Here is a 13,939-nt window from a genome sequence, read left to right on the forward strand (position 1 = left end):
GCTCTAAGTGCGCCGGCCGTCGCGCGCTCAGCGCCAGGCGGCCGGCCACCAACCGCGGATCAGGTCCAGCAACTGGTCCGAGGTGACCCCGAATACCGCCACCGAGATCAGCGCAGCGGCCCAGCCCACCAGCAGCAATGCGCCGTCGCGCTCGAGCAGGGCCAGCGCAAACAGCAGCAGGATCAGCCCGAAGATGTAGTTGGTGAACGGAATCGGCAGCGTCAGCAGGATGCCGACCAGCACCAGCAGCACGCCGGTGAACACCTGCGCCGGGATCCGGTCCAGCATGCCGTGCAGGCGCGGCTTGAGCAGCCGGTCCAGGCGCTGCAGCGTCGGCGCAAGCCGCGTGACGAAGCGTTGGCTGGTACTGCGTCGCGGCCCGCGATCGCCGATGAAACGCGGCACCCACGGCTTGCGCAGGCAGCACATCATCTGCAGCCCGATCAATACCGTCAGCGGGCCACTGATGCCGCCGGCCAGGCCGGGAATCGGAATGAACGACGGCAGGATCGCCAGGAACAGGAACACCCCGAATGCGCTCTGCTGCAGATCGGCCAGGATCTCGCGCACCCGCAGCACATGCTCCGGATCGCCCTCGCTGAAGGCCGCCAGCAGGCTACGGATGCCTTCGTTGCGATAGCGCATCTGCGCGCCGTCCGCTCCATCCGATGGCGGTACGCGGTTATCCGACGATGTCATCGCTGCCCTCGTCGCTGACGCGGCTCAGCAGCAGCTTGTCCACGCGTGCGCCATCCAGATCGACGATCTCGATGCGCCAGCCGGCCCAATCGAAGAATTCGCCCGCCTGCGGAATGCGCCCGAAGTAGTAGATGCACAGGCCGGCGAGCGTGTGGTAGTCGCCTTCGTCGGCCTCCGGCAGTTCGGCGCCTAGCACTTCGCGCAGTTCCTCCACCGGCAGCGAGCCGTCGATCAGCAGCGAGCCGTCGGCGCGCGTGACCACCAGCGCATCCTCGTCGGTGTTTTCCACCGCCTGCAGGCGGCCGACCACTGCGCCCATCAGGTCGCTGATGGTCACCAGCCCACGGATTTCGCCGTATTCGTCCACCACCAGCGCCATCGACTGCTGTTCTTCGCGGAAGATCTCCAGCAGCTTCATCGCATGCGTGGATTCAGACACGAACAAGGTGTCGCGCAGCGCCTGGAACAGCTGCGCGCCGTGTCCGTCCATGCGCGTGACCAGCGACTTGACCTCCAGCACCCCGGCGATGTCCTGGTCGCTGCCGCGGTAGACCGGATAACGCGAGAATTCGTGTTCGCGCATCACCAGCAGATTGCGTTCCGGCTCGGCATTGGCATCCAGCCAGGCGATGCGGTTGCGGGGCGTCATCAGGCTGTCGGCGGTGCGGTCGCCCAGCCGCATTACGCGGTTCATCATGTCGCGCTCGTGCGCATCGATCACGCCGGCCTCGTGGCTTTCGGCCACCAGCATGCGGATCTCCTCTTCGGTCACCGATGCCGATTCGTCCTTGCCCATGCCGAGCATGCGCAGCACCAGCCGGGTCGAGCGCGCCAGCACCCACACGCCGGGCGCGGCGATCTTTGCCAGCCAGGCCATCGGCACCGCGACCACCCCGGCGATGTCCTCGGAGTTGCGCAGCGCCAGCCGCTTGGGCACCAGCTCGCCGAAGATCAGCGTCAGGAAGGTGATCAGGGCCACCGCCAGCGTGCTGCCGATCACCACCGAATACGGGCGCGGCTTGCCGACCAGCTCGAACGAGGCCGACAGCGCCGGGAACAGCCCCTGCAGCCAGCTGCTGATGGCCTCGCCGATCGCCTCGCCACCGAACACGCCGGTGAGGATGCCGATCAGGGTGATGCCGATCTGCACCGTGGACAGGAAGTTTTCCGGGCTTTCGGCCAGCGCCAGGGCACGGGCGGCGCGCTTGCTGGAGCCGGCCATCTGCTTCAGCCGGCTCTTGCGCGAGGTCATCAGGGACATTTCCGACATCGCGAAGAAGCCGTTCAACAGGATCAGCGCGATGACGATCAGAAACTCAACCACGGGCGTCTTCCCCGGTCAGTGAAGGGGAGGGCGGGCGAGCACTGGGTTGGCCGGCGCGCACGGGGGCGGGGCGGCAACGGGGGAATATAGGGTCGTCTTCCATAGGGTGCACCCGAGGGCGCGGGAGCATGTTAGCAAACCACAGGGTGGTTCGAGCCGGGAAATGCCGATGTGAAGGCCGCCTGCGCCGCCGAGATACCCAGATAGGTCATGGAACGGTCATAATTCGCGCTTGGCGTCCGTCTCTCCCTCGACGGCAGGAAGTTGTCCACCCATGTTCTCGTTGCAGACCATCTTCGGCTCCGGCAAGCAGTTCTATGCGCTTCTGAACGAAGCGGCGCAGGCCGCCTACGACAGCACCAAGGCCTTGCACGCCATGATGCGCACGTCCGACCGCCAACCCGCGCTGGACGCCTTCAAGCTGGCCCGCCTGCGCGAACGCGCCGCCTCGGACAAGATCGGCCAGGCGCTGGTGGACAGCTTCATGACCCCGATCGAGCGCGAGGACATCGAAGCGCTGGGCTCGGCGCTGTACAAGATTCCCAAGCAGGTCGAGAAGTTCGCCGACCGCTATTCGCTGGCCACCAAGCACCTGGAGCACATCGACTTCGCCCCGCGCGCAGCGATGCTGGAGCAGGCCGCCGGCGTGGTCGTCGAGATGGTGGCCGACCTGCCGCAGATGAACATCGATCGCATGACCGCGCTCAACGACAAGCTGCGCATGCTGGAAAACGAGGCCGACCGGCTGATGCTCGAGCTGTACCGCGACATCTATTCCGGTCGCCTGGACACGCTGCAGATGTTCCTGCTCAAGGAATTCTTCGAGATTCTGGAGAAGGCCATCGACCGTTGCCGCGAGGCAGGGGTGGTGGTGTACCAGATCGTATTGAAGAACAGCTGAGGTCGCCGCGTGCTTACCCTAGTTCTGGTGGTGATCCTGGCGGCGTTGGTGTTCGAGTTCATCAACGGCTTCCACGACACCGCCAACTCCATCGCCACCGTGGTCGCCACCAAGGTGCTGTCGCCGGGCTGGGCGGTGATGCTGGCCGCCGGCATGAACCTGATCGGCGCGCTCACCGGCACCGCGGTGGCGTTGACGATCGCCTCCGGCCTGCTCAACACCGAGGTGGTCGAGGTCACCCCGCAGGTGATCCTGTGCGCGCTGCTGGGCGGCATCATCTGGAACCTGATCACCTGGTGGAAGGGCCTGCCGTCGTCGTCCTCGCACGCCTTGATCGGCGGGCTGTGCGGCGCCGGCCTGGCCGCCGCGCACAACAACTGGAACGCCTTGATCTGGTCGGAAAACATCGGCAACTGGGCCAAGAACAAGGGCCTGTTGTGGAAGGTGTTCGTGCCGATGATCACCTCGCCGATTGCCGGCTTCCTGCTCGGCATCGTGGTGATGCTGCTGCTGTGGGCGATCATCGCCGGCATGGCCCGGCTGGGCGGGCCGATCGGGCGGCTGGCGCGTCCGCGCTGGGTCAATGCGTTCTTCGGCAAGGCGCAGATCGCCTCGGCCGCCTACATGGGCTATGCCCACGGCCACAACGACGCGCAGAAGACCATGGGCATCATCGCCATGACCCTGATCGGCGCGCAGTCGGCCGGTGCGCTGGACGATCTGCCGAGCTGGCTGTCGTTCCTGCATCCGGGCACCGGCCTGGCCGCGGGCGCCGGCATTCCGATGTGGATCGTGCTGACCTGTGCGGTGGTGATGGCCGCCGGCACCGCCTCGGGCGGCTGGAAGATCATCAAGACGCTCGGCCACAAGATGGTCAAGCTGCATCCCATCCACGGCTTTGCCGCAGAAACCAGCTCGGCCACCGTGCTGACCGTGGCCGCGCACTTCGGCATGCCGGTGTCGACCACGCACAGCATCTCCACCGCGATCATGGGCGTGGGGTTTGCCAAGAACCCGCGCTCGCTGCGGCTGGGCGTGATCGAGCGCATCGTCTGGGCCTGGATCCTGACCATCCCGGCTGCCGGCGGGGTGGCGTATCTGATCCTGCGCTGCTTCGAATGGTTCGGCTGGACCTGAGCGATGTCGCGCTGCGGTCACCTCGCTGGGCGAGCATGCGCGCCTACTGCGGCGTGCCCTGTTGCAGGCCGTTCCGTTCGACCCTGATCTGCCAACGCGTCCTGCCTGAGGAAACGCGCCGATGATGCTTGCGCTGGTGTGCGTGCTGTTCCTGCTGTCCTGGCTGATCGGCCGCCGGCGCTGGCTGCGCAGCGCGCGTGCGCTGGCGGCGGCCACGTTGGCGTTGCTGCTGCTGGTCGGCTGCGGCCCGTTGGCGAGCTGGATGCTGCACGGGCTGCAGCAGACCGGGGTCAACGATTTCAACGACTGGCGCGCGCGCAACATGATCGTGCTGCTGGGCGCGGGCACGGTGCGGCCGGATGGCCCCGATGCCACTGCCGAGGCCAATATGTTCGCCTACGGCCGCATCGTCGAGTCGGCGCGGCTGTACCGGCAGTGCCGTGCGCATGGCGGCGACTGCAAGATCGAGATCAGCGGCGGCGACGCGCGCGGGCTGGGCCTGTCCGAGGCGGTGGTGTATCGGAAGGTGCTGATCGGGCTGGGCATCGCGCAGGCCGACCTGATCATGGAGCCGTCCAGCATGAACACCTGGCAGAACGCGCAGTTCAGCCAGCCCTTGCTGCGCCAGTACCGCCCCGAGCGGGTCGTGCTGGTGTCCTCGGCCACGCATCTGCGGCGTGCCGAGCTGTACTTCCGCCACTTCGGCATCGACGCCACGCCGGTACGCTCGGACTGGCTGACCGCGTCCTGGGCATGGTTGCCGCAGAGCTACAACTTCACCGTGGCCGATGTCGCCTTGCACGAGTACCTGGGCATTGCGCGCTATCGGGTTTACGAGTGGCTGGGGTGGAATGTGGAGGCTGTTCGGGCTGGGGCGCTGTGAATCGGGAATGGGGAATCGGGATTCGAGATTCGGGATTCGTAGCAGCTGGTGCGCTGCCTGGTATGTGCGGCTGATTTGATTCAGCGGCGCCTGGTGCCCTTCGGATTGGCGGTGCAATGCGTGTGCGCGGCGTCGGGAGGGTGATTGCGCTGCTTGGTGGCAGCGCGGCTGGTTGCGCATTTACTTGCGGCTGGCGTGATGCATCGCCTGCCGCGTGTGCGGCCGGCGATGGTGGTGCTCAGCGGGTTTCGTACATCGTCTTGACGTCGTTGCGGAATGCGGCCTGGCTGTCGGTGCGGTTGTAGAACATGTGGCCGCCGGGATATTCGCGCACCTGTACGCGCTTGGGGTCGCTGCCCATCGTCGGCATCTGGTCCACCGTCAGTACCGAGCCCATGAACGGGCAGGAGAGGTCGTTCCAGCCATGCGCGATCAATACGCGCAGCTTGGGGTCGATCGCCACCGACTGGCGCAGCTGGGTCACCGCGCCCTTGCGCAGTTCGTCGTTCCAGTCCCATAGCGTGTTGACGTCGTAATTGAGCGCCTGGTAACGCGCATCGACCTTCCAGCCGACCACGCGGGTGACGAAGTCCACCATCGCGGTGGTGGTCGGCGCGATGATGCTGTCCAGCAGCGGGTCGTTGGCGCGCTGCTCGGGATCGTTGGGGAAGGGGTCGAACGCGGTCACGTTGGCGTCGTAGCGGCTGCCCAGCTCGCCCTTGTCGCGGAATACCTCGCGCAGGTAGGCCTGGGTTTCCAGGCGTCCGCCGGAGCGACGCACATAGGTCGCGTCCAGCCCGGTCATGCGGGTGACCTGCTGCAGCATCGCCTCGGTCGCCTGCGGGTCGGTGCGGCCCTTCATCAGCGCCACCGCGTAGTCGCCGCGGGTGTAATCGATCACCTGGCGCATCGCCGTATCGCTGAGCTGGCCCTGGCGTTCCAGGTGTGCGGCGGCGATCGAGGGCAGCGTCATCATCCAGGCCAGCGGCGACACATCGCTGTTGTCGTCCAGGGTGGGATTGAGATACGGCGACACCAGCACCACGCCGTTCATCGCCACGCCCAGCCGGGTCTGCAAATACTGGGTGATGCGCGGGCCGCGGAAGCCGCCGTAGCTTTCGCCGACCAGGTACTTGCGCGCCTGCAGGCGGCGGTTCTTCAGCAGCCAGTCGTAGACCACACGCGAGAGATATTCCACGTCGGCCTGCGGGTTGTAGAACTGCTTCTTGGCCTCGTCGTCGCCGATCAGGGCGCGGCTGAAGCCGGTGCCGACCGGGTCGATGAACACCAGGTCGCTGAAGTCCAGCCAGGTGCCGGGGTTATCGCGCAATGCCGCCGGTGCGGAGGCGCTGTCGCCTTCGGCGCCGAAACCCACCACCTTGGGTCCGATCGCGCCCATGTTCAGATACACCGACGACGCACCGGGCCCGCCATTCAGCGCGAAGGTCACCGGGCGGTCCTTGCCATCGACGGTGTAGGCGGTGAACACCACCTCGCCGGTGGTCTTGCCCTGCGCATCGCGCACCGGCAGGGTGCCGACGGTTGCGGTGTAACTCAGCGTGCGCCCGCCCACACGGGTGCTTTGCCGCACGCTGGCATCGGCCGGCAGTGGCGCGGGCTTGGCGACGGCCGCATCGGACTTGGTGTCGGTTTTTGCAGCGTTCTTGTCGGGCGCGTCGGCCAGCGCAGTTCCGCTGAGCAGGACGCAGGCCAGCAGGCTGGCACGGAGGAAGCAGGGCATGAGCATCGGAGATTCGGCAGGGGATCGACGATGCTAGGCCGCCGATGGCGTCGGATGGATGTGCACAAAGGCATGTGTGTCGCGCTGGCCGACGTGGGCTGCCTGGCTTGGAGCAGCATGTGCCGCTGCAGGCAGCCGTCTGAGCCAAAGGGTGGGGATCGGCTTCACCCTCACCCCAACTTCCGCTTCGCACCCCCGGCCCGGGCTGTCTGCGCGGGCGCTCGAAGAGACCTGCGCAAGCAGTGCCTTCTCGCCCCGCTGGGGGGCGAAGCTTTCGCTGCTTGGTGTTTTCAGAATTTCAGCGAACTCAAACCTCCAGCGATGCCAGATCGCCCTTGGTCTCCAGCCACTGCTTGCGGTCGCCGGCGCGCTTCTTCGCCAGCAGCATGTCCATCAGCGAGCGGGTCTGTTCGCCATCGTCGATGGTCAGCTGCACCAGGCGACGCGTATCCGGGTGGATGGTCGATTCGCGCAGCTGCTGCGGATTCATCTCGCCCAGGCCCTTGAAGCGGGTGACGCTGACCTGGCCCTTGAGCTTCTCGCGCGCGATCTTGTCCAGCAGGGTGGTCTTTTCCTCTTCGTCCAGCGCGTAGAACACCTGCTTGCCCACATCCACGCGGAACAGCGGCGGCATTGCCACGAACACGTGGCCGGCCGCGACCAGCGCGGGGAAATGCTGCAGGAACAGCGCGGTCAGCAAGGTGGCGATATGCAGGCCGTCGGAGTCCGCATCGGCCAGGATCACCACCTTGCCGTAACGCAGCCCGGTGATGTCGTCCTTGCCCGGATCGCAGCCGATCGCGATCGCCAGGTTGTGCACTTCCTCGGAGGCCAGCACGCTGCCCGATGCCACTTCCCAGGTGTTGAGGATCTTGCCGCGTAGCGGCAGGATCGCCTGGAAGTCCTTGTCGCGGGCCTGTTTGGCCGAGCCGCCGGCCGAGTCGCCCTCGACCAGGAACAGTTCGGTGCGCGACAGATCCTGGCTGATGCAGTCGGCCAGCTTGCCGGGCAGGGCCGGGCCCTGGGTGACCTTCTTGCGGACGATCTGCTTTTCGGTCTTCAGGCGCGCACTGGCGCGGTCGATGGCGATCTGCGCGATCTTCTCGCCGATCTCCACGTTCTGATTGAGATACAGGCTGAAGGCATCGTGCGCGGCGCCTTCGATGAAGCCGGCGGCCTGGCGCGAGGACAGGCGTTCCTTGGTCTGCCCGGAGAACTGCGGGTCGGTCATCTTCAGGCTGAGCACGAAGGTGACCCGATCCCACACGTCTTCCGGCGCCAGCTTGACCCCGCGCGGCAGTAGGTTGCGGAAGTCGCAGAACTCACGCAAGGCATCGGTCAGCCCCGAACGCAGGCCGTTGACGTGGGTGCCGTGCTGCGCGGTCGGGATCAGGTTGACATAGCTTTCCTGCACCAGCTCGCCTTCCGGCACCCAGGCCGCGGCCCAGTCGACGATCTCGGTGTCCTTCTTCAGGCTGCCCACGAACAGGTCGGCCGGCAGCATCTCGTGCGCGGCCATCTCGCCCTTGAGGTAGTCGCGCAGGCCGTTCTCGAAGTACCAGCTGTCCTGCTCGCCGGTCGCCTCGTCGTGCAGCTTCACGGTCAGGCCCGGGCACAGCACCGCCTTGGCGCGCAGCAGATGGCGCAGCGCGCGCACGTTGAACTTGGGCGTGTCGAAATACTTCGGATCGGCCCAGAAGCGCAGCCGCGTGCCGGTGTTCTTCTTGCCGACGCTGCCGACCACTTCCAGCTTGGAGGCGGCGTGGCCGTCGCGGAACTCCATGCGGTGCTCGCTGCCTTCGCGCTTGATGAACAGCTCGACCTTGGTCGACAGCGCATTGACCACGCTCACGCCCACGCCATGCAGGCCGCCGGAGAATGTGTAGTTGCGGTTGCTGAACTTGCCGCCGGCATGCAGCCGGGTCAGGATCAGCTCGACACCGGGAATCTTTTCTTCCGGGTGCATGTCCACCGGCATGCCGCGGCCGTCGTCGGACACCTCGCAGCTGCCGTCTTTGTACAGGGTCACTTCGACCTGCCTGGCGTGACCGGCCAGCGCCTCGTCGACCGAGTTGTCGATCACTTCCTGCGCCAGATGGTTCGGGCGCGCAGTGTCGGTATACATGCCAGGGCGGCGTTTGACCGGGTCCAGGCCCGACAGCACTTCAATATCGGCGGCGTTATAACGGGTGTTCATGCATCTCGTTGGCACGTGAAACGACGCGCAAGTGTGGGGGCTGGGCCGATTTTTTGCACGCGACAGGCGTTCAGTGCAGGGCGGGGTGCGGCTGGATACCCTGGCGTTGGATTCGGAACCAAACGTCCCCACCTGAGGATGTCACCGAACCCGGAGGACACCATGAAGTTCAAGCACATCCTGATGCTCACCCTCGGTGCTGCCGCAGTGGCCGCGCTTCCTGCAATGGCCCAGGCCGCTCCCCAGCAGACCGGGCAGGGCGCCGGTGCCAGCGCGCAGAAGGCCGACGATGCCAAGGCCAAGACCGAAGCCGAGCGCAAGGCCGAACGCCGCGCCGCCGCTGCCGCGCAGAAGCCCAAGGGCGAGGTGTCGCCGCGTGAGGAAGAGGAAGAAGAAAAGCCGGCGCGCTGATTCCATCGCGCGACGGCACAACGCCACACGGACGCCCCGGCCTTGGTCGGGGCGTCTGCATTTGAGTGCCAGGCGCAGCGCGTCTTTTGCCGCTGTGACGACATGATCGTCACGCAACCCTTGGGCATTCGCCCGTCACCCGCTAAACTATGGCTTTCCGGGAGGCTTCAAGCCCCATGACCCCCCTGATTTTTGTTACCGGCGGCGTAGTGTCCTCGCTAGGCAAGGGCATTGCCGCCGCTTCGCTTGCGTCCATTCTTGAAGCGCGTGGCCTGAAGGTCACGATGATGAAGCTGGACCCGTACATCAATGTGGACCCGGGCACGATGAGCCCGTTCCAGCATGGCGAGGTCTATGTCACCGACGACGGCGCCGAGACCGACCTGGATCTGGGTCACTACGAGCGCTACGTGCGCACGCGGCTGTCGCGCAAGAACTCGGTCACCACCGGCCGGATCTACGAGAACGTGATCCGCAAGGAGCGTCGCGGCGATTACCTGGGCGCCACCGTGCAGGTGATCCCGCATATCACCGACGAGATCCGCCGTTGCATCGACGAGGCCACCGCCGGGTTCGACGTGGCGCTGATCGAAATCGGCGGCACCGTCGGCGATATCGAGTCGCTGCCGTTCCTGGAAGCGATCCGCCAGGTGCGCACCGAGCGTGGTGCCGAAAAGGCCATGTTCATGCACCTCACCCTGGTGCCGTATATCGCCGCCGCCGGTGAGTTGAAGACCAAGCCGACCCAGCATTCGGTCAAGGAACTGCGCTCGATCGGTATCCAGCCGGACGTGCTGCTGTGCCGTTCCGAGCAGGCGGTACCGGATTCGGAGCGCCGCAAGATCGCGCTGTTCACCAACGTCTCCGAGCGTGCGGTGATCAGCTGCCCGGATATCGACGTGCTGTACGGCATGCCGCTGGAGCTGCTGCGCCAGGGCCTGGACGAACTGGTCATCGAGCAGTTCAAGCTGCGCGACAAGGTGGCTGCGGCGGATCTGTCCGAGTGGGCGGCGGTGGTGGATGCGGTCAAGCATCCGCTGGACGAGGTCACCATTGCGGTGGTCGGCAAGTACGTCGACCACCAGGACGCCTACAAGTCGGTGGCCGAAGCGCTGCGTCACGGCGGTCTGCGCCAGCGCACCAGGGTCAACCTGAAGTGGCTGGAAGCGCAGGATCTGGAAGGCAGCGACATGGCCGCCTTGCAGGATGTCGACGGCATCCTGGTGCCGGGCGGGTTCGGCGACCGTGGTTTCGAAGGCAAGGTGCAGACCTCCAAATTCGCGCGTGAGCACAAGCTGCCGTACTTCGGCATCTGCTACGGCATGCAGGCGGCGGTGGTGGACTATGCCCGTCACGTGGCCGATCTGGACGCAGCCAACAGCACCGAGAACGATCGCCAGTCGCCGCACCCGGTGATCGGCCTGATCACCGAATGGCGCACCGCCACCGGCGAAGTCGAAAAGCGCGACGAAAAATCCGACCTGGGCGGCACCATGCGGCTGGGTCTGCAGGAGCAGCGGCTCAAGCCGGGCACGCTGGCGCGCGAGGTGTACGGCAAGGACGTGGTGGCCGAACGTCACCGTCACCGCTACGAGTTCAACAACCGCTACCGCACCCAGCTGGAAGACGCCGGCCTGGTGATCTCCGGCAAGTCGATGGACGACACCCTGGTGGAAGTGGTGGAGCTGCCGCGCGATGCGCACCCGTGGTTCCTGGCCTGCCAGGCGCATCCGGAATTCCTGTCCACCCCGCGCGACGGGCATCCGCTGTTCATCGGCTTCGTGCGCGCCGCGCGCGAGAAGAAGGCGGGAGGCAAGCTGCTCAAGGAAGCGCGTGCCTGAGTTCCTTCTCCCCTCGGGAGAAGATGCCCCGAAGGGGCGGATGAGGGGCGCCGCAACGCACCGGAAGATGGCAGCCATGACGAACGCGTCGCCACGCCTCAGCCAGGACAGACCATCGCATTTCCGCAGTGCTTCGCAACCGTCCCCTCACCCCAACCCCTCTCCCGACGGGAGAGGGGCTCCGAACAAGACGTGCGGCCAACTCACTTCTCCCCTCGGGAGAAGGTGCCCCGAAGGGGCGGATGAGGGGCGCCGCAACGCACCGGAAGATGCAGCCATGACGAACGCGTCGCCACGCCTCAGCCAGGGCAGACCATCGCACTTCCGCAGTGCTTCGCAACCGTTACCCTCACCCCAACCCCTCTCCCGGTGGGAGAGGGGCTTTAATCAATAGGTGACCTGATGAAACTGTGTGACTTTGACGTTGGCCTGGATCAGCCGTTGTTCCTGATCGCCGGCCCCTGCGTGATCGAGTCGATGCAGCTGCAGCTGGACGTGGCCGGCAGGCTCAAGGAGATCACCGGCAAGCTGGGGATCAACTTCATCTTCAAGTCGAGCTTCGACAAGGCCAACCGCACCTCCGGCACCAGCTTCCGCGGCCCGGGCCTGGAAGAAGGCCTGAAGGTGCTGGAGGCGGTGAAACGGCAGATCGGAGTGCCGGTGCTGACCGACGTGCACGAATACACCCCGATGAACGAGGTCGCCGCCGTCGTCGACGTGCTGCAGACCCCAGCGTTTCTGGTGCGCCAGACCGATTTCATCAAGAACGTCTGCGCCGCCGGCAAACCGGTCAACATCAAGAAGGGCCAGTTCCTGGCGCCGTGGGACATGAAGCCGGTGGTGGACAAGGCCAAGTCGACCGGCAACGAGCAGATCATGGTCTGCGAGCGTGGCGCCTCGTTCGGCTACAACAATCTGGTCAGCGACATGCGCTCGCTCAGTGTCATGCGCGACACCGGGTGCCCGGTGGTGTTCGATGCCACCCATTCGGTGCAATTGCCGGGCGGGCAGGGCAGCAGCTCCGGTGGCCAGCGCGAATTCGTGCCGGTGCTGGCGCGCGCCGCAGTGGCGGTCGGCATTTCCGGCCTGTTTGCCGAAACCCATCCGGATCCGTCCAAGGCCTTGTCGGACGGCCCCAACGCCTGGCCGCTGGACAAGATGGAGGCCTTGCTGGAAACGTTGCTGGCGCTGGATACCATCACCAAGCGTCATTGCTTTCTCGAACAAGGCGTCTGACCATGCGCTGCAGCGGAGCGCGCGGCCGTTGCCGCGTGATCCGTTATCGCAGCAGGTGCGGATGCGCGGTGTGCCGGCACACGTAGCGCGATCGCAGCCGAATCGGCTGCACTGCATTGTCCGCACTGGCGGCCATGCGCGCCGGTTGCGGCCGCATGTGTCGCCATCGCGGCGGCCGCGCGATCGCGCCATTTGGCAAGCCGCAGTCCTGCGGCGATAATCCGGCAGCTTGTTTCCGGTGTCCTTCCCCCTTTACTGGTAACCGATCGACCTATGACCACTATCGCCAAGATCCTCGCCCGCGAAATCCTCGACTCCCGCGGCAATCCCACGCTGGAGGCCGAAGTCACGCTGGACGACGGCGCATTCGGCCGCGCTGCCGTGCCTTCGGGCGCCTCGACCGGCACCAAGGAAGCGGTGGAACTGCGCGATGGCGACAAGACCCGCTACCTGGGCAAGGGCGTGCGTCACGCAGTGGACAACGTCAACGGCACCATCGCCGAGACGCTCAAGGGCCTCGACGCGGCCGACCAGCAGGGTCTGGATCGCCGCCTGATCGACCTGGACGGCACCGAGAACAAGGGCCGCCTGGGCGCGAACGCGCTGCTGGGGGTGTCGCTGGCCGCCGCGCATGCCGTGGCCGCCTCGCGCAAGCAGCCGTTGTGGCAGTACCTGTCCAGCATCACCGAATCCGACGTGGCGCTGCCGGTGCCGATGATGAACATCATCAACGGCGGCGCGCATGCCGACAACAACGTCGACTTCCAGGAGTTCATGGTGCTGCCGGTCGGCTGCAGCTCGTTCTCCGAAGCGCTGCGTGCCGGCACCGAAATCTTCCACGCGCTCAAGTCGGTGCTCAAGGGCCATGGCCTGAGCACGGCCGTAGGCGACGAAGGCGGCTTTGCGCCGGACTTCCGCAGCAACGTCGAAGCGCTGGACACCATCCTAGAAGCGATCGGCAAGGCCGGCTACACCGCCGGCGAAGACGTGCTGCTGGGCCTGGACGTGGCCTCCAGCGAGTTCTACGACAACGGCAAGTACAACCTGGTCGGCGAGAACAAGCGCCTGACCAGCGAGCAGTTCGTCGACTTCCTGGCCGACTGGGTCGCGCAGTATCCGATCATCAGCATCGAGGATGGCCTGGCCGAAGACGACTGGGCCGGCTGGAAGCTGCTCACCGACCGCGTCGGCAAGAAGGTGCAGCTGGTCGGCGACGATCTGTTCGTCACCAACCCGAAGATCTTCAAGCAGGGCATCGACTCGGGCACCGCCAACGCGATCCTGATCAAGGTCAACCAGATCGGCACGCTGACCGAGACGCTGGACGCCATTGCGATGGCGCATGCGGCCAACTACGCCTCGATCGTCTCGCACCGCTCGGGCGAAACCGAAGACACCACCATCGCCGACATCGCCGTGGCCACCACCGCCACGCAGATCAAGACCGGCTCGCTGTGCCGCAGCGATCGCGTCGCCAAGTACAACCAGTTGCTGCGCATCGAGCAGGCGCTGGGCTCCGGCGCGCGTTACGCCGGCCGCGACGCGTTCGTTTCGATCAAGCGATAAGCC

Annotated in this window: 11 protein-coding genes; 7 read left to right on the plus strand and 4 right to left on the minus strand. The window is 65.9% G+C overall.

The features are described 5' to 3' along the window. Positions 1-27: 27 nt before the first annotated feature. Entirely contained in the window at positions 28-699 is a 672-nt protein-coding gene (locus tag XarbCFBP7408_RS07555) for an exopolysaccharide biosynthesis protein (protein ID WP_181106405.1), read from the minus strand. Further along, positions 683-2,023: a hemolysin family protein gene (locus XarbCFBP7408_RS07560; protein ID WP_016902067.1), complete on the minus strand. Its 1,341-nt coding sequence runs from the start codon at positions 2,021-2,023 to the stop codon at positions 683-685. Before XarbCFBP7408_RS07560 ends, XarbCFBP7408_RS07555 begins: the two co-directional genes overlap by 17 nt. 274 nt (positions 2,024-2,297) lie before the next feature. Here XarbCFBP7408_RS07560 and XarbCFBP7408_RS07570 point away from each other — a divergent pair, with 274 nt between their 5' ends. From XarbCFBP7408_RS07570 to XarbCFBP7408_RS07580, 3 genes are all read left to right on the plus strand, one after another. Then, positions 2,298-2,924 (plus strand): DUF47 domain-containing protein, encoded by a 627-nt coding sequence (locus tag XarbCFBP7408_RS07570; protein ID WP_104562427.1) that lies wholly within the window; start codon positions 2,298-2,300, stop codon positions 2,922-2,924. A 9-nt stretch (positions 2,925-2,933) separates the two neighbouring features. Beyond that, positions 2,934-4,061: an inorganic phosphate transporter gene (locus XarbCFBP7408_RS07575; protein ID WP_024939559.1), complete on the plus strand. Its 1,128-nt coding sequence runs from the start codon at positions 2,934-2,936 to the stop codon at positions 4,059-4,061. Positions 4,062-4,182: 121 nt separating this feature from the next. Continuing rightward, positions 4,183-4,944 carry a YdcF family protein gene (locus XarbCFBP7408_RS07580; RefSeq protein WP_005914990.1) on the plus strand — a complete coding sequence of 254 codons (762 nt, stop codon included), beginning with the start codon at positions 4,183-4,185 and terminating at the stop codon, positions 4,942-4,944. Positions 4,945-5,182: 238 nt separating this feature from the next. On the opposite strand, the gene XarbCFBP7408_RS07585 is transcribed toward XarbCFBP7408_RS07580, so the two are convergent. Then, positions 5,183-6,685: a S10 family peptidase gene (locus XarbCFBP7408_RS07585; protein ID WP_104562488.1), complete on the minus strand. Its 1,503-nt coding sequence runs from the start codon at positions 6,683-6,685 to the stop codon at positions 5,183-5,185. Between the two features lie 307 nt (positions 6,686-6,992). After that, on the minus strand, positions 6,993-8,882 hold the full coding sequence (parE, locus tag XarbCFBP7408_RS07590; protein ID WP_104562428.1) for a DNA topoisomerase IV subunit B: 1,890 nt from the start codon (positions 8,880-8,882) through the stop codon (positions 6,993-6,995). Positions 8,883-9,044: 162 nt separating this feature from the next. On the opposite strand from parE, the gene XarbCFBP7408_RS07595 reads away from it, so the two are divergent. The 4 genes from XarbCFBP7408_RS07595 (at position 9,045) to eno (ending at position 13,936) form a co-directional block, all read left to right on the plus strand. Then, the gene (locus tag XarbCFBP7408_RS07595; protein WP_181106407.1) at positions 9,045-9,293 is read left to right on the plus strand and encodes a hypothetical protein; all 249 of its coding nucleotides are present in this window, start codon (positions 9,045-9,047) and stop codon (positions 9,291-9,293) included. Positions 9,294-9,469: 176 nt separating this feature from the next. After that, positions 9,470-11,134 carry a CTP synthase gene (locus XarbCFBP7408_RS07600; RefSeq protein WP_104562429.1) on the plus strand — a complete coding sequence of 555 codons (1,665 nt, stop codon included), beginning with the start codon at positions 9,470-9,472 and terminating at the stop codon, positions 11,132-11,134. A 402-nt stretch (positions 11,135-11,536) separates the two neighbouring features. Then, positions 11,537-12,370: a 3-deoxy-8-phosphooctulonate synthase gene (gene kdsA, locus XarbCFBP7408_RS07605; RefSeq protein ID WP_104562430.1), complete on the plus strand. Its 834-nt coding sequence runs from the start codon at positions 11,537-11,539 to the stop codon at positions 12,368-12,370. Between the two features lie 273 nt (positions 12,371-12,643). Continuing rightward, positions 12,644-13,936, plus strand: a complete 1,293-nt coding sequence (eno, locus tag XarbCFBP7408_RS07610) for a phosphopyruvate hydratase (RefSeq protein ID WP_104562431.1) — start codon at positions 12,644-12,646, stop codon at positions 13,934-13,936. Positions 13,937-13,939 lie beyond the last annotated feature (3 nt).

This window comes from Xanthomonas arboricola pv. guizotiae (genome assembly GCF_002940205.1).
Classification (GTDB): Bacteria; Pseudomonadota; Gammaproteobacteria; order Xanthomonadales; family Xanthomonadaceae; genus Xanthomonas; species Xanthomonas arboricola_C.